19 protein-coding genes are annotated in these 19,296 nt (G+C 47.3%); 13 read left to right on the top strand and 6 right to left on the bottom strand.

All coding sequences use genetic code 11. The features are described 5' to 3' along the window. Window positions 1-30: 30 nt before the first annotated feature. Entirely contained in the window at window positions 31-963 is a 933-nt protein-coding gene (locus tag AACQ21_RS14385) for a bifunctional GNAT family N-acetyltransferase/hotdog fold thioesterase (protein WP_017048711.1), read from the top strand. Here AACQ21_RS14385 and AACQ21_RS14390 read toward each other — a convergent pair. From AACQ21_RS14390 to hslR, 4 genes are all read right to left on the bottom strand, one after another. After that, the gene (locus tag AACQ21_RS14390; protein ID WP_105976354.1) at window positions 924-2,858 is read right to left on the bottom strand and encodes an AsmA family protein; all 1,935 of its coding nucleotides are present in this window, start codon (window positions 2,856-2,858) and stop codon (window positions 924-926) included. The genes AACQ21_RS14385 and AACQ21_RS14390 overlap by 40 nt on opposite strands. A gap of 107 nt (window positions 2,859-2,965) precedes the next feature. Next, on the bottom strand, window positions 2,966-4,594 hold the full coding sequence (gene pckA, locus AACQ21_RS14395; protein WP_105976355.1) for a phosphoenolpyruvate carboxykinase (ATP): 1,629 nt from the start codon (window positions 4,592-4,594) through the stop codon (window positions 2,966-2,968). Window positions 4,595-4,937: 343 nt separating this feature from the next. Beyond that, window positions 4,938-5,813: an Hsp33 family molecular chaperone HslO gene (gene hslO, locus AACQ21_RS14400; protein ID WP_105976356.1), complete on the bottom strand. Its 876-nt coding sequence runs from the start codon at window positions 5,811-5,813 to the stop codon at window positions 4,938-4,940. A gap of 31 nt (window positions 5,814-5,844) precedes the next feature. After that, on the bottom strand, window positions 5,845-6,231 hold the full coding sequence (gene hslR, locus AACQ21_RS14405; RefSeq protein ID WP_026028320.1) for a ribosome-associated heat shock protein Hsp15: 387 nt from the start codon (window positions 6,229-6,231) through the stop codon (window positions 5,845-5,847). 337 nt (window positions 6,232-6,568) lie between these two features. Between hslR and gspC the strand changes: the two genes are divergently transcribed. From gspC to AACQ21_RS14465, 12 genes are read left to right on the top strand one after another with little or no spacing between them, the layout of a single operon-like run. Then, on the top strand, window positions 6,569-7,465 hold the full coding sequence (gspC, locus tag AACQ21_RS14410; RefSeq protein ID WP_228376488.1) for a type II secretion system protein GspC: 897 nt from the start codon (window positions 6,569-6,571) through the stop codon (window positions 7,463-7,465). A gap of 38 nt (window positions 7,466-7,503) precedes the next feature. Beyond that, complete coding sequence (gene gspD / locus AACQ21_RS14415) at window positions 7,504-9,534, top strand: type II secretion system secretin GspD (protein ID WP_105976357.1); 2,031 nt, start codon at window positions 7,504-7,506, stop codon at window positions 9,532-9,534. Then, window positions 9,531-11,030, top strand: coding sequence for a type II secretion system ATPase GspE (gene gspE / locus AACQ21_RS14420; protein WP_019282846.1), 1,500 nt, complete (start codon window positions 9,531-9,533; stop codon window positions 11,028-11,030). Before gspD ends, gspE begins: the two co-directional genes overlap by 4 nt. Beyond that, window positions 11,030-12,250 carry a type II secretion system inner membrane protein GspF gene (gspF, locus tag AACQ21_RS14425; RefSeq protein WP_017045694.1) on the top strand — a complete coding sequence of 407 codons (1,221 nt, stop codon included), beginning with the start codon at window positions 11,030-11,032 and terminating at the stop codon, window positions 12,248-12,250. The genes gspE and gspF overlap by 1 nt, the downstream gene beginning before the upstream one ends. Before the next feature lie 50 nt (window positions 12,251-12,300). Further along, on the top strand, window positions 12,301-12,744 hold the full coding sequence (gene gspG, locus AACQ21_RS14430; RefSeq protein ID WP_010319321.1) for a type II secretion system major pseudopilin GspG: 444 nt from the start codon (window positions 12,301-12,303) through the stop codon (window positions 12,742-12,744). A gap of 34 nt (window positions 12,745-12,778) precedes the next feature. Then, complete coding sequence (gene gspH / locus AACQ21_RS14435; RefSeq protein WP_105976358.1) at window positions 12,779-13,357, top strand: type II secretion system minor pseudopilin GspH; 579 nt, start codon at window positions 12,779-12,781, stop codon at window positions 13,355-13,357. After that, window positions 13,341-13,703 (top strand): type II secretion system minor pseudopilin GspI, encoded by a 363-nt coding sequence (gene gspI / locus AACQ21_RS14440; RefSeq protein ID WP_017045697.1) that lies wholly within the window; start codon window positions 13,341-13,343, stop codon window positions 13,701-13,703. The genes gspH and gspI overlap by 17 nt, the downstream gene beginning before the upstream one ends. Beyond that, complete coding sequence (gspJ, locus tag AACQ21_RS14445) at window positions 13,690-14,343, top strand: type II secretion system minor pseudopilin GspJ (protein WP_017048717.1); 654 nt, start codon at window positions 13,690-13,692, stop codon at window positions 14,341-14,343. Before gspI ends, gspJ begins: the two co-directional genes overlap by 14 nt. After that, on the top strand, window positions 14,330-15,349 hold the full coding sequence (gene gspK / locus AACQ21_RS14450; protein ID WP_105976359.1) for a type II secretion system minor pseudopilin GspK: 1,020 nt from the start codon (window positions 14,330-14,332) through the stop codon (window positions 15,347-15,349). The genes gspJ and gspK overlap by 14 nt, the downstream gene beginning before the upstream one ends. Next, window positions 15,318-16,529, top strand: a complete 1,212-nt coding sequence (gene gspL / locus AACQ21_RS14455) for a type II secretion system protein GspL (RefSeq protein WP_105976360.1) — start codon at window positions 15,318-15,320, stop codon at window positions 16,527-16,529. The genes gspK and gspL overlap by 32 nt, the downstream gene beginning before the upstream one ends. 10 nt (window positions 16,530-16,539) lie before the next feature. Beyond that, on the top strand, window positions 16,540-17,037 hold the full coding sequence (locus AACQ21_RS14460; RefSeq protein ID WP_013855429.1) for a type II secretion system protein M: 498 nt from the start codon (window positions 16,540-16,542) through the stop codon (window positions 17,035-17,037). After that, complete coding sequence (locus AACQ21_RS14465) at window positions 17,034-17,792, top strand: type II secretion system protein N (RefSeq protein ID WP_105976361.1); 759 nt, start codon at window positions 17,034-17,036, stop codon at window positions 17,790-17,792. Before AACQ21_RS14460 ends, AACQ21_RS14465 begins: the two co-directional genes overlap by 4 nt. An 80-nt stretch (window positions 17,793-17,872) precedes the next feature. On the opposite strand, the gene cysQ is transcribed toward AACQ21_RS14465, so the two are convergent. Next, complete coding sequence (gene cysQ / locus AACQ21_RS14470) at window positions 17,873-18,700, bottom strand: 3'(2'),5'-bisphosphate nucleotidase CysQ (protein WP_010319313.1); 828 nt, start codon at window positions 18,698-18,700, stop codon at window positions 17,873-17,875. 24 nt (window positions 18,701-18,724) lie between these two features. After that, a complete protein-coding gene (nudE, locus tag AACQ21_RS14475; protein WP_013855426.1) occupies window positions 18,725-19,270 on the bottom strand; it encodes an ADP compounds hydrolase NudE in 546 nt (181 codons plus the stop codon). Window positions 19,271-19,296: the final 26 nt, after the last annotated feature.

The raw sequence follows: 19,296 nt of genomic DNA on the forward strand, positions 1-19,296 counted from the left end.
TATGAGAGGCTGTGATTTAGGGATAACCAAATGTTTAAACTGATTACGCCAAGTACCGACAACCAACTGAATAAATACTACCATTTTCGCTGGCAAATGCTGCGTGAGCCATGGCATCTACCGATCGGCTCGGAGCGCGATGAGTATGATGGCATGAGCCACCACAGGATGATTGTCGATGGTCGTAACCGACCGATTGCTATTGGTCGCTTGTACATTACGCCAGATTGCGAAGGGCAAATTCGCTATATGGCGGTTAAAAGTAGCCGTCGCAATAAAGGTATGGGCTCTTTGGTGCTGGTGGCGCTAGAGTCGCTGGCTCGTCAAGAAGGTGCAAAGCGCCTAGTCTGTAGCGCCCGTGAAGATGCGATTGCATTTTATGAAAAGAACGGCTTTGAACGCCGGGGCTCGCTCAATGATGAACGCGGGCCAGTGCGACATCAACAAATGGTCAAACCGCTTGATCCCATGGCCAATGTGATTCGCAAACCTGAATGGTGTACTGAACTGCAAGAACGCTGGGCCACGCACATTCCTATCAGCGAAAAAATGGGCATTAAGGTGACTCAATATACGGGCTACCAATTTGAGTGCAGCGCTCAGCTCAATCCGAATTTGAACCCACACAACACCTTATTTGCAGGCTCGGCATTTACCCTTGCCACCTTGACCGGATGGGGAATGGCATGGTTGCTGATGCGTGAGCGAAGCCTGAATGGCGATATTGTTTTGGTTGATAGCCGCATCCGCTATCGTCACCCTGTGGTGCATAACCCTTTAGCCTTCACTTCATTGGATGGCATCAGTGGCGATTTAGATCGTTTAGCCAGTGGACGTAAAGCGCGTATCGTCGTCAATGTCACTATCACCAGTGGCGGTAAACCCGCCGTTGAATTTACGGGAACCTATATGTTGATCCCCAATTACAAGGCATTGTTAGCCGCCGCATCATTGGCTGAGTAAGTGTCGGTTTCTGGATCACACGAATAGATGGTGTGCTGTGTGTTGTGGAGCAGTTCGAAGTGCATCTCACGGCACATCTGTTGGAGGTTAAGGTTAAGTTGTCCTTTCTCCAACTTGACCAAATCCACGTGACCATCAAGGTTTGCCTTGAGCGTCTTTCCAACCAGCGGCGTTGTATTAATCATCATCCGCCCTCTGTCTGAATGAATGACTAAACCTTCGAGCGTAAACGGCTCATGGCTGAGGTTTTGCTCAGGATCGCTTAGCGTTAATATGCCTTGTCGAATATTGAGCGTTGCTTCACCTGTGAGGGAGTGGGCGAAGGTGGCGTAGTCTCCGGCGAGGCCGTTGACCTGCGCTTCCAATTCACTGATACCCTCTATGGTAAAGGGAAGCTGGGTGACTTTATTGAGCACAGCTAGCGGTAGCCCATCGGCATGAATGTTGGTTTGCCAAGGCTGACTTAACGTTTGGAAATTCCAACGCGCAGTGGCATCGATATAGCCGTTTTCTAACGGTATGAATAAACGATCTAGGTACCATTGGCCTTGTTCGCTGCGCATCTCAACGACGCTTTGCGTGCTCAATAGTGAATCGTAGCTGGCGCTGTTTGCGCTGATATTGAGCGTGCCTTGCCACAATCCCAAGCGCTTCTTTTTTACGAGAGTTAACTGCTTCCCTTTGGCATGGACACCAGACAATTGCCAATAAGGTGGCGCAAATAATTGAATGAGTTGGCTATTGGCGATGGTGAGTTGCTCGATGGTGAGGTTATCAACCCACGGCCAATGCTGGCTCAGCGACGTAAAATCATCTTTGCTTTCGCTCACCCATTTTACACCGCGAATAGTGAGCTGTTGCAGCGATGCTGAGGTGGGGGTGATAACACCCGCCCATTGAATATCACCTTGCTTAAATTCACTACTAAAATCCTCAATAATCAGTTTATCCGGCTCGGTGCGCAGGCTAAAGGTTGGCTCCACCCACTGCTGACCTAGCCAAGTTGCATCGTCGGCTCGCAGCGATAATTTACCTTGTTGCTGCTGCCAAATATTGCTGTGTGGATAAATGTTCTCCAGCGAAATATCGACGTTACGCAAGCTGATATCCGCAAGCTCGATCTGACTGTTTAAAATATCTAAGCTATTGATATGGTATATTTTGTCAAAGAGCTGAAACCAACCCGATTGGCGTAAGGAATGACTCATATCTCGGCTAAGATTGAGTTTTTCCAGTGTCACATTGATCAGCGACCAACCTTGAGGATACTGCTCGGCTTGACCTGAAATAGCCGTGCCGCGCCATGACAACGAGAGCCCATAGACGGTGCTGTTGGCAGGTTTGTAATCCATATCGAGCAGTAGGTTATTCAGCGCTTCTCCTTGCCAATAAAATTGTTCGGCTGAGAGTTGTATCTCGCCGAAAGGCAGAGCTGTTGGAGCATCCGGCCAATGTGGATTTTTAATCTGTAGGTTAACACCGCGCGCTAGCCAACCTTGTTGGGCGATGTCGGCGTGATTGAGCGCGATTTGGCTCACCGAAATGGGCCATGATCGCAAATCGGTAGGAAGGCCATTTTGTAGACTGATACCACTAAGTAGCACGCTATCAACGGCGATTTTTTGGTCGCGAATGAGCTGTGGGTTGAGCCAAATATCGGCTTGCTCTATCGGGATATGCTGCTTATTTTGCCGCAGTGTTAATTGGTTGAACTGAAAATGCAAAGGATACTGGTATTGAAGAGATTGAAACGTCACGTTTCCTTTCGAAAGCCGTTCAACGAGAGTTTGAGCAACGGGAGTAGCATAAGAGGTATGTAGCAGTGCAAACATACCCAGCATGAAAGTGAGAAATAGCGCGATGATCGCAATCAGCAATGCCAAAGCCTTGTTCATGGTGTCCTTACTCGTAAATCGTTACCTGCGACAGAGTGAAACAAATTACCTCACGCAGCAACAAAAAAAGCCCCTTATCAAAGGGGCTTGCTACTGACTTATCAGTTTTAGTCGAGTTGTGGGCCTGCGGCCACTAATGCTTTACCTTCTGCGTTATCAGTATACTTGGCAAAGTTATTGATAAAGCGCGAGGCGAGATCTTCAGCTTTGCTTGTCCATTGTAGAGGATCCACGTAAGTATCGCGTGGGTCGAGAATGGTTGGGTTTACACCAGGTAGTGAGGTTGGTACTTCAAGATTGAAGATTGGAATATGCTTGGTTGCTGCCTTCTCAATCGAACCATCTAAGATAGCGTCAATGATGGCGCGGGTATCTTGAATCGAGATGCGTTTACCGCTGCCGTTCCAACCAGTGTTGACTAGATAAGCTTCAGCACCAGCTGCTTCCATACGTTTTACCAGCACTTCGGCATATTGTGTTGGGTGGAGCGTTAAAAACGCTGCGCCAAAACAGGCTGAGAAGGTTGGTGTTGGTTCGGTGATGCCACGTTCAGTACCCGCTAGTTTTGCCGTGAAGCCAGACAAGAAGTGATACTTGGTTTGTTCTGGAGTCAATTTAGAGACTGGTGGAAGCACACCAAATGCATCCGCAGATAGGAAGATCACTTTATTGGCGTGACCACCTTTCGATATAGGCTTAACGATGTTTTCGATGTGGTAGATAGGATAAGAAACACGAGTATTCTCGGTTTTAGAACCATCATCAAAGTCAATCGAACCATCGCTACGTACTGTGACGTTTTCCAGTAGCGCATCACGGCGGATCGCGTTGTAGATGTCAGGCTCGGCTTCTTTGGAGAGCTTGATGGTTTTCGCGTAGCAACCGCCTTCAAAGTTAAACACGCCATCATCATCCCAGCCGTGCTCGTCATCGCCGATTAACGCGCGTTTTGGATCGGTAGAGAGTGTGGTTTTTCCTGTGCCAGATAGGCCAAAGAAAATCGCCACATCGCCATCTTTAGCCATGTTGGCTGAACAGTGCATTGAAGCAATACCTTGCAGTGGAAGGAAGTAGTTCATCATTGCGAACATCCCTTTCTTCATTTCACCGCCGTACCAAGTACCGCCGATCAACTGCATTTTTTCCGTTAAGTTAAACACAGTGAAGTTTTCTGAGTTCAGGCCTTGCTCTTGCCATTTGTCATTGGTGCATTTGGCACCATTCATGACCACAAAATCAGGTTCGAAGTTAGCTAGCTCTTCTTCTGTTGGGCGAATGAACATGTTTTTGACGAAGTGCGCTTGCCACGCCACTTCAGTAATGAAGCGCACGCAAAGGCGCGTATCTGCGTTGGCACCACAGTAACCGTCAAGAACGAATAGACGTTTAGCGGATAGTTGACGACCCACTAGTGCTTTTAGATCATTCCATACTTCTTGGTTAATCGGTTTGTTATCGTTTTTCGCTTGTTCAGATGTCCACCATAGGGTATCGCGTGTGGTGTCATCTTTGACAATGAATTTATCTTTTGGTGAGCGGCCTGTAAAAATGCCAGTATCAACGGCAACAGCGCCAAGTTCAGTGACGACGCCTTTTTCGTAGCCTTCAAGGTCTGGGCGAGTTTCCTCGGCAAATAACAGTTCATAGCTTGGGTTGCGAACCACTTCGACTACGTTGGTTATTCCGTATTTGGTCAGGTCTAGTTGTGCAGCCTTTGTATGTTCCATAACGGTCATAGGTGCTCCTTGTAAGAGATTTTGTAGGGATTTTGTAATAATGTTTGTATTTGTAATTGTTATCTGCTCACCATGCTAGCAACGGGTGGGGGATAAAACAGGGACACAGTTCAAAAATTGCCCATGACACTCCTGTGGTTTTAGGTGTCCCGTCACATATTGGCGCAACTATTTTATCGCGTACGCAAACCTTTGCGCTAGATCAATAAGATTAATACTTTTAAAAAAATAAGTACGCCATTCTGTTTGTTTAAGGCTTGATTTTGCTGGGTTTTGATCACAAAAAAAGCCAGCATAAAGCTGGCTCTGATACGTTTTCTTCGTGCTTGTTAATTCATGCAAATTAATGAATTGTGTCGCTTCCTGAGGAGGCTTGTGCGTAGAGTGTTGCGATCTCAGCCTCTTCAAATGAGTAGTTGGTGCCACAGTAATCACAATGTAAAGAAACGGATCCTTCAGACGATAAAATGTCGTAAATTTCCTCTTTGCCTATTGTGATGATGGCCGCCCCACTGCGTTCACGTGAACAACCACAATGGAATTCCACGGGTTGTGGGGTGAACAACTGAACTTTCTCTTGGTTATACAGGCGATACAACAGATCAGTGGCTTCTAAGGTGAACAGCTCTTCGTTTTTTACGGTGTTAGTTAACTGCTCTAAGTGCTCAAAATCATCGGGCGTACCCGTTCCGTCCGGAATGGTTTGCAGCAACATGCCAGCGGCACAGGCTTTTCCATCTTGCGTACCAATGCGTATCCAAAGGCGTGTTTTCAACTGTTCAGAGCGGATGAAGTAACCTTCCAGCACTTCCACTAAGTTATCACCCTCTAAACCGACCACACCTTGGTAGCGCTCGCCTTTCTTGGGCTCGATAGTGATAACTAAATAACCTTTACCCATCAAAGTGTGTAGGTCGGCATCATCGGCAATATCGCCTTTCCAGCGTGCGACACCACGCACTTTCTGTTCATTATCACCATTGATAACGACTAAGGAAACTGGGCCATTGCCTTGCAATTGCATGGTAATTGAGCCTTCAAACTTCAGCGTTGCGGTTAGCAAGGTCGTTGCGACGAGCAGTTCGCCCAAAAGTTTTTGTACTGGGGCTGGATATTCCTGGCTCGAAAGGATGTGTTGATACGCGTCGTCTAATTGTACCAACTCGCCACGTACGGATAGATCTTCAAATAAGTAGCGATTTAAAATGTTATTTGCCATTTAGCTATTTCCTCGGAACATGGTCCAGCTTTTATTGATGTTTAAATTTAATGATGTCACGACGCTCTTTTTTGTCTGGTCTGCGTTCGGGGCTTGGGTTGTGTGCGTTGAGCTTACGTTGCTCGGCATGATGGGCACGTTTGGCGATGCTTGCTGCGGTTTCCGAATACAGGGTTTGTGCTTCTGGCGCGCTGCGCCTTTGCCCTAACAGATTGATCACAGTGACGATTTTCTCTTCTTGGCCTTGGCGCAAGGTAATCGTTGCCCCAAGCTCGACAATTTTACTTGGCTTGGTGCGTTGGCCATTATAATGGACTTTACCACCATCGACCATACTGCGTGCGATCGACCGCGTTTTATAAAATCGTGCTGCCCATAGCCATTTATCCAATCTTATTTGCTCTGTCGCAGAACTCATACTACAAATGTGCCTCAAAGGGAGTTAGTCTTGTACGTTTTATGGCCTTTACAATGGTGTTTTGGTTCCAGATTTTCAAGCTACCCGACAAAATAATGTCAGTAAAAATGACGAGAATGTCTCCTATGATATATTAATGTGTTTTTGTAGCGCGATCTTCGCGGTCTTATGTATCTGTTCCATTTAAATGGAAGCATAGTTTAAATGAAATGGAAGTATAGTTTGAGGCCAATCCGCCGGTTTTCGTCTGGCTAACGGCTCATGAATGTGAAATATCATGGTTGAAGTAAGAAAATATCAGTAAGGACATCTTTTGAGGCGAATCGATTTTAGCAGTATGACCTCATCTCGCTTATGGCAAGCAGGTTTGCTACAAAAAATACCGCAATGGCAGAAACAAATCAGCCAATTTCTTACCTTAGTATTGCTGGTCACGTCGGCTTGGATTCTAGGAAAAATGGTGTGGCTGATTCAGCAAAACGCGGTTGATATAACGCCTTGGTCTCCAAGAGCAATCGCATCAACGCCGAATGCGGCGCGTTCGCTTGATCTCTCTTCTTTACAACAAGGAAGTTTATTTGGTCGCTATAGCGAGCAGAAGGTCGAAGCCGCACAGCCTGTGGTCAAAGATGCACCTAAAACCAGCCTTAGCTTATTATTGGTTGGAGTGGTGGCGAGCAATGAACCGAGTAAGAGTCTAGCGGTAATCGCAAATCGTGGTAGCCAATCGACCTATGGTGTTAACGAAGTCATTGAAGGAACCCGTGTCAAATTGAAAGCGGTGTTCAATGATCGCGTCATTATTGACAACTCAGGGCGCGATGAAACCTTGATGTTGGATGGAATTGACTATCATAAACCGAGTGTAGCAACGCCTGAGCGCGTTGTTGCGTCGAATGTGCGTGGTAATAACCCAGCGTCTGCAGAAGAGAAGTTGGATGACATTCGCGCCGCTATTGCCAGCAATCCGCAAGAAATCTTTAAATATGTACGCCTGTCGCAAGTGAAACGTGATGACAAAGTGCTTGGATACAGAGTGAGCCCTGGGCAATCTCCTGAGTTGTTTGAGTCGGTAGGGCTACAAGATGGCGATGTCGCAATCGCGTTAAACGGTCAGGATTTAACGGACCCGGACGCCATGAATAAGATTTTTCAGTCAGTCTCTGAGTTAACCGAAATGAACTTAACAGTCGAAAGAGACGGGCAATCCCATGACATTTATATCCAATTTTAGACAGACTGATGCATGAGCATGAGTTTAGGGAGTAAGACGTGAAGCATTGGTTAAACAAAACGACGTGGTTATTGATGGGTGGCTTGTTGTCATCGCCGTTAGTCATGGCAAACGATTTTAGTGCCAGCTTTAAAGGCACCGATATTCAAGAATTCATCAATATCGTGGGCCGTAATCTTGAAAAAACAATCATTGTTGATCCTTCAGTTCGAGGGAAAGTCGATGTCCGCAGCTATGACACGCTTAATGAAGAGCAATACTACAGCTTCTTTTTGAATGTATTGGAAGTGTATGGTTTTGCCGTAGTGGAAATGGACAACGGCGTGCTCAAAGTGATCAAGTCGAAAGATGCCAAAACGTCTGCGATTCCTGTCGTTGGCGATGAAGGAAAAGAGAACGGTGATAGCGTGATCACGCGCGTTGTTGCGGTGCGGAATGTTTCGGTACGAGAGCTTTCACCTTTGCTGCGCCAGTTGATCGATAACGCAGGAGCGGGCAACGTAGTGCATTATGATCCGGCGAACATTATTTTGATTACAGGTCGTGCTGCGGTCGTCAACCGTTTAGCCGATATCATCAAACGAGTTGACCAAGCCGGTGACAAAGACATCGAAGTGGTGGAACTAAGTAATGCATCTGCCGCTGAAATGGTGCGTATTGTGGAGGCATTAAACAAAACTACGGATGCTAAAAATACCCCAGAGTTTTTGCAGCCTAAGCTGGTGGCCGATGATCGTACCAATTCGATTTTGATCTCAGGTGATCCTAAAGTCCGTGAACGTCTAAAGCGATTGATCACTCAGCTTGATGTTGAGATGGCAACAAGAGGCAATAACCGCGTCATTTATCTAAAGAATGCGAAAGCGGAAGATTTGGTTGATGTGCTGAAAGGAGTGTCTGACAACTTGCAGGCCGAAAAACAGTCTGGGCAAAAAACGGGGCAAAGTTCACAACGCACTGAAGTGATGATTTCAGCACATGCGCCGACCAATTCCTTAATTGTTACCGCTCCGCAAGACATTATGAAAGAGCTAGAAGATGTGGTTGCGCAGTTGGATATTCGTCGCGCTCAGGTATTGATTGAAGCGCTGATTGTTGAAATGGCCGAAGGGGATGGCATCAACTTAGGCGTGCAATGGGGCTCACTCGATAACGGCTCAGTGATTCAGTATGGCAACGCGGGCGCGCCAATCGGTAAGGTAATGATTGGTTTAGAAGAAGCCAAAGATACCACCACCACTAAAGCCGTTTATGATTCTGATGGTAATTTCTTGCGCAATGAAAACACCACTACCAAAGGGGATTACTCTACTTTGGCGTCAGCGCTCGGTGCGGTCAATGGTGCAGCCATGAGCTTAGTGATGGGCGACTGGACGGCCCTTATCAGCGCTGTGTCGAGTGACTCCAACTCGAACATCTTGTCATCACCGAGTATTACGGTGATGGATAATGAAGAAGCCTCCTTCATCGTGGGCGAAGAGGTACCTGTTTTGACAGGTTCGAGCGCGGGCGCAAATAACGATAATCCTTTCCAAACCGTAGAACGCAAAGAGGTCGGTATCAAGCTGAAAGTGGTACCACAAATCAACGAAGGCGACTCAGTTCAATTGAAAATTGAGCAGGAGGTATCCAACGTATTAGGAGCGAATGGTGCCGTCGATGTCCGTTTTGCAAAGCGTCAATTAAACACATCGGTCATCATTCAAGACGGGCAAATGTTAGTTCTGGGGGGGTTGATTGATGAGCGCGCGGTCGAAAGTGAATCCAAAGTCCCACTATTAGGCGATATACCGGTTTTAGGCTATTTGTTCAAATCGACCAGTACCCAAGTTGAGAAGAAAAACCTGATGGTCTTTATTAAGCCGACCATCATTCGTGATGGCATGACGGCCGATGGCATCACTCAGCGTAAGTACAACTACATTCGTGCAGAGCAGCTTTATAGCGCTGATCGCGGTTTGAAGTTGATGGCGAACGACAATATTCCTGTGCTGCCTAAGTTTGGTGATGACCGTACTCATTCTGCGGAAGTACAAGCCTTTATCGAACAAATGGAAAAACAGCAATGACCGAAGTTTTGTCGCAACCTCACTACCGTCGTTTACCGTTTAGCTTTGCCAATCGTTTTAAATTGGTATTAGAGCTGGTAGAAGACAACGAGCTGCCGACGTTATTTTATGTCGCTCCGCTGGCTATCGAATCATTAGTCGAAGTGAAACGAGTCGTGAAACAGCCGCTCAACTTGGTTGAAATTTCACTGGCCGAATTTGAAAGTAAGCTGACCCAAGCTTACCAACGAGACTCGTCAGAAGCGCGACAATTAATGGAAGATATTGGTGCTGACAGTGATGATTTCTTCTCATTAGCCGAAGAGCTGCCACAAAATGAAGATTTGTTAGAGTCAGAAAACGATGCGCCCATCATCAAATTGATCAACGCCATGCTTGGCGAAGCGATCAAAGAGGGCGCGTCGGATATTCACATTGAAACCTTTGAGAAAATCTTGTCGATTCGTTTTCGTGTCGATGGGGTACTGCGTGAAGTGTTAGCGCCGAGTCGTAAATTAGCGCCGTTGCTGGTTTCACGCGTCAAAGTAATGGCTAAGCTTGATATCGCTGAAAAACGTGTACCACAAGATGGACGCATTTCATTACGCATTGGCGGCCGAGCGGTCGATGTTCGCGTGTCAACCATGCCTTCGTCTCACGGTGAGCGTGTGGTGATGCGTTTGCTAGATAAAAACGCCACGCGCTTAGATCTGCACAGTCTAGGAATGACGGCAGCCAACCACGAAAGCTTCCGTCAATTAATCAAACGACCGCACGGCATTATTTTGGTGACGGGCCCAACCGGTTCAGGAAAATCCACCACCTTGTACGCTGGCCTGCAAGAACTCAACAGCAACGAGCGTAATATTTTAACCGTTGAAGACCCGATTGAGTTCGATATTGATGGTATCGGCCAAACTCAAGTCAATCCTAAAGTGGACATGACTTTTGCACGAGGATTACGTGCTATTTTGCGTCAAGACCCGGATGTGGTCATGGTTGGGGAAATTCGTGATTTAGAAACCGCGCAGATTGCGGTACAAGCGTCTTTAACCGGACACTTGGTGATGTCGACTTTGCACACCAATACCGCCATCGGTGCGATAACACGTTTGCGCGATATGGGAATTGAACCCTTTTTGATCTCATCATCGCTGCTTGGCGTATTGGCACAACGTTTAGTGCGCACCTTATGTCCAGATTGCAAAGAGGCCTACCAAGCTGATAATGAGCAGAAAAAACTGTTCAATTGTAAGAAAAAAGAGTCGCTGACACTGTATCGTCCGAAGGGCTGTGACAAATGCAATCACAAAGGGTATCGAGGCCGAACGGGTATACATGAATTGTTGCTGATTGATGATGAGGTACAAGCCTTAATTCATAGCGAAGCCGGAGAGCAAGCGATTGAAAAAGCGGTGCGGGCGAAAACACCGAGCATTCGTGATGACGGGCTTGATAAAGTGCTGAAAGGCATTACCTCACTTGAAGAAGTGATGCGAGTGACGAAGGAAGCATAATGGCGGCATTTGAATATAAAGCGCTCGACGCCAAAGGCAAACAAAAAAAGGGTGTTATTGAGGGGGACCATGCTCGGCAGGTTCGCCAGCGCTTAAAAGAGCAAGGGCTTATACCGATTGAACTCATTGAGACGCAAGCGAAAGCGGCTCAGCGTGAGCAATCGCCTTTGAGTTTTAAGCGCGGTATCAGTACACCAGATTTAGCGCTCATTACTCGCCAGTTATCCACTTTAGTGCAGTCAGGCATGCCATTGGAAGAGTGTTTGAAAGCGGTATCTGAACAATCGGAAAAGCCGCGTATTCGCACCATGTTGGCCGCTGTTCGTTCGAAAGTGACCGAGGGTTATACCTTGTCAGACAGCTTAGGTGATTATCCACACATCTTTGATGACCTGTTTCGTTCGATGGTTGAAGCAGGCGAAAAATCAGGCCATTTGGATTCGGTGCTTGAGCGTTTAGCAGACTATGCTGAAAATCGCCAAAAAATGCGTTCCAAGTTACAACAAGCGATGATTTATCCAGTGGTGTTGGTAGTGTTCGCGGTGTGTATTGTGGCTTTTTTGCTGGCGGCTGTGGTGCCTAAAATCGTCGGACAATTTGTCCAAATGGGGCAAGAATTACCGAAGTCGACTCAATTTTTACTCTCCTCAAGTGATTTTATCCAGCATTGGGGTGTCCAATTGCTGGTGCTATTGGTGATCTTGATTTATCTCGTCCGATGGTTGCTAAGCAAGCCGAATTTGCGGTTGAAGTGGGATAAAAAAATCATCGGCATGCCGTTGATTGGCAAAATCACTCGCGGTCTCAATACTGCGCGTTTTGCGCGAACTTTGTCGATTTGTACCTCCAGTGCGATTCCTATTTTGGATGGGATGCGTGTGGCGGTGGATGTGATGTCCAATAAATACGTCAAGCAACAAGTATTGTTGGCGGCTGACAATGTTCGCGAAGGGTCGAGCTTGCGTAAAGCGCTTGAGCAAACCAAGTTATTTCCACCGATGATGCTGCATATGATCGCCAGTGGTGAACAAAGTGGTGAGCTCGAAAGTATGCTGACGCGCTCGGCCGATAACCAAGACGCGAGTTTTGAATCGACGGTCAACATCGCATTAGGTATTTTTACCCCGGCACTGATTGCATTGATGGCTGGGTTGGTACTGTTTATCGTGATGGCGACCTTGATGCCGATTTTAGAAATGAATAATTTAATGAGTCGTTGATCATGACTGAATTCTGCAATGATAACGACCAAACTATGTTGGAGATTGGAATGAGAACAAAAACAAATAAACAGTCGGGCTTTACTTTGCTTGAAGTGATGGTGGTTGTGGTTATTTTGGGTATTTTGGCGAGTTTTGTGGTGCCTAATTTGCTCGGTAATAAAGAAAAAGCTGACCAACAAAAAGCGATTACCGATATTGTCGCACTCGAAAATGCGTTGGATATGTATAAATTAGACAACAGCGTGTACCCAACGACAGATCAAGGCTTAGAAGCGCTAGTGACCAAGCCGTCGAATCCTGAGCCACGCAACTACCGCGATAACGGTTATATTCGCCGTTTGCCAAATGACCCTTGGGGCAACCCTTATCAATACTTAAGCCCTGGTGATAACGGTACGATTGATATCTTCACGCTGGGTGCTGATGGTCAAGAAGGCGGCGAAGGCGCCAGTGCCGACATAGGCAACTGGAACATGCAAGATTTCCAATAAGAGAGAGGGCGGCCTTAGCCGCCTCATTTATCTGATGCTATCTCAACGCGGTTTTACCCTACTCGAAATACTGCTGGTGCTCGTGCTGCTCTCGCTCAGTGCTGTGGCCGTTATATCGACGCTACCTAGCACGAACAACGATGATGCGAAACAGTACGCGATGAGCCTTTATCAGCGTCTACAACTGAGCAATGAAGAAGCCATTCTCAGTGGCAAAGATTTTGGTTTGCGGGTCGATGAAAAAAAATCGCATCTGGTTTTCCTATCGATGGAGGACAAGGGATGGCAGCCGCTAGAGAGCAAGAAAATGGCTTCACAGCTCCAACTGCCTGAGGGATTATCTCTCCAGTTTGAGCTGGGAGGAAACACATGGAAAAACGATGATCGACTCTTCAAACCGGGCAGTCTGTTTGATGATGATAAGTTTGCTGATGAAAACGAACAGAAAAAGCAGCTGCCACCACAAGTGTTTATTTTATCGAGTGGTGAGCTGACCCCTTTTGTCCTGAGCATCCATCTTAATCAGCAAGATGCAGAGCAAGGCTGGCGAGTGGTAGTGAAAGAAAACGGGGAAATCACGCTGTTCGCTCCGGGAGATGCGATCGATGGGTAAACAAAAAGCGATGACGCTGTTAGAAGTCTTGGTGGCGCTGGCTATTTTTGCCACCGCTTCCATCAGTGTGATCCGTTCGGTCAGCCAACACATCAATACCGTGAGTTATTTGGAAGAAAAAGCGTTTGCCGCCATGGTGGTCGATAACCAGATGGCGCAAGTGATGCTTACTCCTCAAAACGTACAAGCGAAAAATGGCAGTGAAGTATTGGCGGGTCGAACCTGGTATTGGAAAGTCACTTTAGTACCCACTGCGGATAATTTATTGAAAGCTTTTGATGTCAGCGTGGCTAGTGAAAAAGAAGGATCACCTTTGGTGACAGTGAGAAGTTATGTCGCCAAATAAACAAAACAAAGGCTTTACCCTGATTGAAGTGCTGGTGGCGATTGCGATTTTCGCTAGTTTGAGCGTTGGTGCTTACCAAGTATTGAACCAAGTCCAGCGCAGTAATGAGATTTCAGCCCAACGTAGCCAGCGTTTGAACGAATTGCAGCGCGCCATGGTGTTAATGGATGGCGATTTTCGGCAGATGGCAACGCGTCAATTTCGCACCAATGGTGAAGAGCCAAGTCAACAGATGCTGATTTGGAAAGAGTACTTGCTCGACTCCGATCAAAAAGGAGTGCTGTTTGCACGATTAGGTTGGCATAACCCACAGCAGCAATTTCCACGCGGGGAAGTCACTAAGGTCGGCTACCGAATTAAAGAGGGCGTGTTAGAGCGTATATGGTGGCGTTATCCTGATACTCCTGCAGGGCAAGAAGGGATCATCACGCCATTGTTACATGATGTTGAGTCACTATCGCTGCGCTTTTATAACCAAGATAAATGGAGTGAAGAGTGGAGTGATGCCTTGAAAATCCCACAGGCGGTGGCCGTGAAATTGGCGCTGAAAGATTATGGCGAGATTGAGCGTATCTACCTTACTGCTGGTGGTGGCATCAATTCGACCAATAAAGAGGCTGATAATAATGGCGCACCCTAATCGATCCCAACGCGGTGTGGCGTTAATCGTTATCTTGCTATTGTTGGCGATTATGGTGTCGATTGCCGCAACCATGTCCGAACGTTTATTCACACAGTTTCAAAGAGCGAATAATCAAATTAGTTACCAGCAAGCCTATTGGTATAGTGTGGGTAGTGAAGCTTTAGCCAAAGTCGCTATCGAGCAGAGCTACAAAGACAACGAAACGATTAACTTAAGTCAACCTTGGGCGATGAAAGAGCAAACGTATCCATTGGATTACGGCACTCTGAAAGGGCGCATCCTTGATAAACAGGCTTGTTTTAACCTGAATGTACTCTCGAGAGCTAGACCTGCGGCAGGGAGTGTCGAAAAACCCTATTTAGTGCAAGTGTTGCAACGGTTATTGCAAGAGCTTGAGGTCGACAGCTATCAAGCCGAAGTGATTGCCGATTCGGCTTGGGAGTATATTGATGGCGATTCAGATGTGCAGTCCTCTTATGGCGTAGAAGACAGCCAGTATGAATCAATGTCTCCTGCTTATCTGGCGGCGAATAGTTTACTTGCGGATAGCAGTGAGTTGCGCGCGGTTCAGCAGGTGAGCGGTGATGTAATGAATAAAATAGCGCCTTATATCTGCACTCTCCCCACTGATGATTGGCGTTTGAATATCAATACCTTGGAACCCGATCATGCCAAGTTATTGGTGGCGATGTTCAGCCCGCACTTAAGTGAAGGGGATGCAAAAAACTTACTCGAGAGCCGACCATTTGATGGCTGGGCTTCGGTAGACAATTTTCTCGCAGAGGCCGCATTGGCTGCTGTGGAGAGCAAAGTGAAAGAAGAAGCGAAACAGTACCTAGCTGTCGATAGTGCTTATTTTGAACTGGATGCTCAAATCTTGGTTGATGACTCGCGAGTTCGTATTCGCAGTTTATTGTTTAGTGATAATAGAGAAACCGCAACGGTCATACGCCGTCGCTTTGGAGGGATCAGTGAGCGAGTTTCTGACCGTTCGGCTGAGTAGTCAACAAGACGCTGAAATACCTTGGCTGGTGTGGTCAACACAGCAGCAAGAAGTGATTGCCAGCGGTGAAATATCCGGATGGGAGCAGCTATCTCAGCTCTCTAGCTATGCGGCTGAACGCGCCACGATTGTGCTGCTCGCTGCCAGTGATTTAGTTCTGACTGAGGTCGCGATTCCATCAGGGGCGGCTCGTCGCTTAGAGTCAATGTTGCCTTATCTAATCGAAGATGAGATCGCACAAGATGTGGATGAGCTGCATTTTTCAATTTTGCATAAAACCGCTTCCACTGCTTACGTTGTCGGGGTGGATCGTGCTTGGTTGCGTACCCGCTTAGATGAGCTCAAAGCCGCGGGTTTTGACGTGAAAAAGGTATTACCGGATGTGTTGGCTATCCCTGCATCAGAGGGATTGTCGGCACTGCAGATCGGCCAAGAATGGTTAATCCGTAAAGGTGAGTATTTAGGGGTGAGCATTGAACCGCAGTGGTTAACGCTGTTTAGTGCTTCAGAATGGGTCAAGCAAGAGGGGCACTATTTACCGCTAGAGGCGTATACCCCGCTCCCTGAGCTGACATTGGCTGAAGGGCAACATTGGCAACAGGCCGAGCCTCATTTAGTCATGGCGTTGCTGACTCAGCAAGCAATAGCGAGCAAAGTGACTTTACTGACGGGAAGTTTTAAAACCAAGTCCTCGTTTTTGAAGCATTGGCAAGTATGGCAAAAATGCGCATTAGCGGCCGCGGTGTTGATTGTAATTTCAACCAGCCACCATCTTTTGCAAGCAGGGCACTACCAAGCGCAAGCCGATGCTTATCGAGCGGAGAGTGAACGTGTTTTTCGCGCGGTTTTCCCTGATAAACAGAAAATACCCACTATCAGTTACCTGAAAAGACTGATGAATGATGAAGCGGCTCGACTCTCTGGCGGTGGGGCCAATGGTTCGATGTTGGAGTGGTTGTCGAAGTTGCCCAGCAGTATCGGCAGCGTACCGAACATGCAGTTGCAAAGTGTTAAATATGATGGCAATCGGGGTGAAATTCGCCTTGAAGTTCAAAGTAATGATTTTGAAAGCTTTGAACAAGCGCGCCTTAAATTGGAAAAGCAGTTTGTGGTTGAGCAAGGGCAGTTAAACCGCTCGGGTTCTGTAGTTAATGGTACCTTCATACTGAAAAGCCAGTGAGGTGAGTGACATGAAAAATAGCCTGAGTGCACTTCAACAACGATGGGCGGCCTTTTCCCCTCGTGAACAGAAATTACTGTTAGGTGGTGTGTCGCTGTGTGTGGTTGCGATCATTTATTGGGGCATTTTAGCGCCACTTAATCAGAAAACCGAGCTTGCGCAAGCCCGGATTATCAGTGAAAGACAATTGCTTAATTGGGTGACGGATAAGGCCGATGCCATTACTCAATTGCGCGCACAAGGTGGTGGGGTGGCAACGACGCAACCGCTCAATCAAGTCATCTCATCAAGTGTGCAGCGTTTTCAAATTGAGCTTATTCGTATTCAACCGCGTGATGAAATGATGCAGGTTTGGATACAACCACTTCCTTTCTCTAAATTGGTGGATTGGCTTGCCTTTCTAAAAGAGCAGCAAGGTGTCGATGTCGAGTTTATGGACATCAACCGTGCTCAGCAAAGTGGCGTTGTCGAAGTAAAACGCTTACAACTGAAGCGAGGTGGTGAGTGAAAAAGAAATTGCTCTATAGCGGGTTCCTTGTAATGGTTTTTCTCATCAGTGTGGTCGCGCATATTCCGGCCTCCTTGGTGATGAATCAACTCTCCTCTTCCGAAGCTATGCGTGTCACTGGTGTTGACGGTACGGTGTGGTCTGGTAGTGCTCAGCAACTGTTTTGGCAAGGGCAAAATGTCGGCGATCTCAACTGGGACATCCAAGTATTGCAACTGCTGATGGCCAAGTTTGAAGTGGTGGTACGCTTTGGACGCGGTAGTGATATGGGAGTTCGTGGCAAAGGCAATCTTGGTCTGGGGTTTTCTGGCCCTTATGCGGACAAGGTTGTGGTTTCTGTCGCGGCTAATAAATTAGCGACGCTGTTTCCGCTGCCTGTACCAGTGACTTTTCAGGGGCAAGTCGAGTTGTCCTTGAATCATTACCGCTATGATAGCCCATGGTGTGAATCTGCCGAAGGCTCACTTGCGTGGACTCATGGCAGAGTTGACTCACCTTTAGGAGAGCTCTCGCTTGGTCCGGTAGTGGCAGATCTGCAATGTCAAAGCAATCAGATGACATTGAACGGCCAGCAAAACAGTGATCAAATGAGCAGTGAATTTGCCCTGCAGCTGCAACCAGATATGAGTTACAGTGCGAAAGCGTGGTTTAAACCTGAAGCGCAATTCCCACCCGAAATGGCGGAGCAATTACAGTGGATTGGAGCGCCGGACAACCAAGGTAAATATCAGTTTAATTATCAAGGCCAGCTTTGATTGGTTTTTTACCGTAATCATTTCATACCCCGAATAAAAATGCTGAGTCTATTGCTCAGCATTTTTATTGGTAATGGCCGTTATGGTTTGACTTGTAAAATGGTATTCCAAGGCAAATCGGCATCCCCTAATACAATAAAGTTGGGGTTTTCTAACGTTTCACGCTCATTGTAGGACAGCGGTTGCAGTTGCGTGTTAAGGATGCGTCCGCCCGCCTCTTCTACGATGCATTGCGTGGCGGCGGTATCCCATTCACCGGTTGGGCCGAGGCGCAAATAGCAGTCGACAGCACCTTCCGCGACTAAACACGCTTTCAGCGCTGCCGAGCCCAGCGGCACTAGCTCATAATTCCATGCGCTGCTCATGCAACTTGTAATACGGTTAATATCTTGGCGGCGACTGATCGCAATCGCGATGGATTGCCCAACGGTTTCGTGCTTGTGTGTTTCAATACGCAAGCTTTCAGACATGTCGGGGATCTTCCATGCGCCTTTGCCTGCGTAGGCGTAGTAGGTCACGCCAGAAACGGGCCCATAGACGACGCCCATCACTGGTTGGTTTTCTTCGATCAGTGCGATAATGGTGGCAAAGTCACCACTGCGCGCAATAAACTCTTGCGTACCATCAAGCGGGTCAACCAACCAGTATCGCTGCCATTGGCTGCGTTTTTCTAGGCTAATGTCCGCCGCCTCTTCCGACAAAACAGGAATATCTGGCGTGAGTTCACTCAGTCGTTCGCAGATCAGTTTATGCGCAGCAAGGTCGGCACTGGTGACTGGGGTGTGGTCACTTTTGGTGAACGCTTCGTAGTTTTTCTTTTCGTAGATATCGAGAATCAATTGCCCGGCAGAGCGAGCGATTTCAATTACGTCAGGCAGTAAGTAAGATAAATTATTGGCTGTTGGCATCATCAATCCTATAGCTCTACTTTGTTATTTTAGGCTGCGCAGAGCAAGCAGTAGTGCGGTAATGCTTCGGGCTTCACAGAAATCGAGGTGAGTCAGTAGCTCTTCTGCTTGGGCCAGAGGCCAGCGAATGACCTCTAAAGGTTCGGGTTCATCGCCTTCCATTACTTCTGAGTATAGATCTTGTGCTAAGAAGAGTGTCATTTTGCTCGAAAAGTAAGAGGGGGCAAGTACCACTTCTTTTAAGGGGGTTAAGGTGCTTGCGCCAAAACCAATTTCTTCTTTGAGTTCACGATTTGCTGCTTGTTGCGGGCTTTCTCCTTGGTCAATCAAACCCTTAGGGAATCCGAGCTCATAGCGTTCAGTGCCAGCGGCATACTCTCGAACCAGCAGTAAATCTCCTTGTGCCGTTACTGGCACCATCATGACTGCATGCCGGCCGCTCGGTTTCATTCGTTCATAGGTGCGCTGTTCGCCGTTAGAAAAGCGTAAATCTAATGATTCGATGGTAAACAGGGTCGATTGGGCTGCCGTTCTTTGGGCTAAAATTTCGGGCAGTTTTCTGGTTGGCATACACTAATTCCCGTAAGGCAAATGAC

This window comes from Vibrio sp. V01_P9A10T6 (assembly GCF_963877065.1).
Classification (GTDB): Bacteria; Pseudomonadota; Gammaproteobacteria; order Enterobacterales; family Vibrionaceae; genus Vibrio; species Vibrio anguillarum.

What these genes read in the sequence shown, in the direction of transcription:
- AACQ21_RS14385 (WP_017048711.1), top strand. Translation starts at nt 31, where the DNA reads ATGTTTAAACTGATTACGCCAAGTACCGACAACCAACTGAATAAATAC.
- AACQ21_RS14390 (WP_105976354.1), bottom strand. Translation starts at nt 2,858, where the DNA reads ATGAACAAGGCTTTGGCATTGCTGATTGCGATCATCGCGCTATTTCTC.
- pckA (WP_105976355.1), bottom strand. Translation starts at nt 4,594, where the DNA reads ATGACCGTTATGGAACATACAAAGGCTGCACAACTAGACCTGACCAAA.
- hslO (WP_105976356.1), bottom strand. Translation starts at nt 5,813, where the DNA reads ATGGCAAATAACATTTTAAATCGCTACTTATTTGAAGATCTATCCGTA.
- hslR (WP_026028320.1), bottom strand. Translation starts at nt 6,231, where the DNA reads ATGAGTTCTGCGACAGAGCAAATAAGATTGGATAAATGGCTATGGGCA.
- gspC (WP_228376488.1), top strand. Translation starts at nt 6,569, where the DNA reads ATGACCTCATCTCGCTTATGGCAAGCAGGTTTGCTACAAAAAATACCG.
- gspE (WP_019282846.1), top strand. Translation starts at nt 9,531, where the DNA reads ATGACCGAAGTTTTGTCGCAACCTCACTACCGTCGTTTACCGTTTAGC.
- gspF (WP_017045694.1), top strand. Translation starts at nt 11,030, where the DNA reads ATGGCGGCATTTGAATATAAAGCGCTCGACGCCAAAGGCAAACAAAAA.
- gspG (WP_010319321.1), top strand. Translation starts at nt 12,301, where the DNA reads ATGAGAACAAAAACAAATAAACAGTCGGGCTTTACTTTGCTTGAAGTG.
- gspH (WP_105976358.1), top strand. Translation starts at nt 12,779, where the DNA reads ATGCTATCTCAACGCGGTTTTACCCTACTCGAAATACTGCTGGTGCTC.
- gspI (WP_017045697.1), top strand. Translation starts at nt 13,341, where the DNA reads ATGCGATCGATGGGTAAACAAAAAGCGATGACGCTGTTAGAAGTCTTG.
- gspJ (WP_017048717.1), top strand. Translation starts at nt 13,690, where the DNA reads ATGTCGCCAAATAAACAAAACAAAGGCTTTACCCTGATTGAAGTGCTG.
- gspK (WP_105976359.1), top strand. Translation starts at nt 14,330, where the DNA reads ATGGCGCACCCTAATCGATCCCAACGCGGTGTGGCGTTAATCGTTATC.
- AACQ21_RS14460 (WP_013855429.1), top strand. Translation starts at nt 16,540, where the DNA reads ATGAAAAATAGCCTGAGTGCACTTCAACAACGATGGGCGGCCTTTTCC.
- cysQ (WP_010319313.1), bottom strand. Translation starts at nt 18,700, where the DNA reads ATGCCAACAGCCAATAATTTATCTTACTTACTGCCTGACGTAATTGAA.
- nudE (WP_013855426.1), bottom strand. Translation starts at nt 19,270, where the DNA reads ATGCCAACCAGAAAACTGCCCGAAATTTTAGCCCAAAGAACGGCAGCC.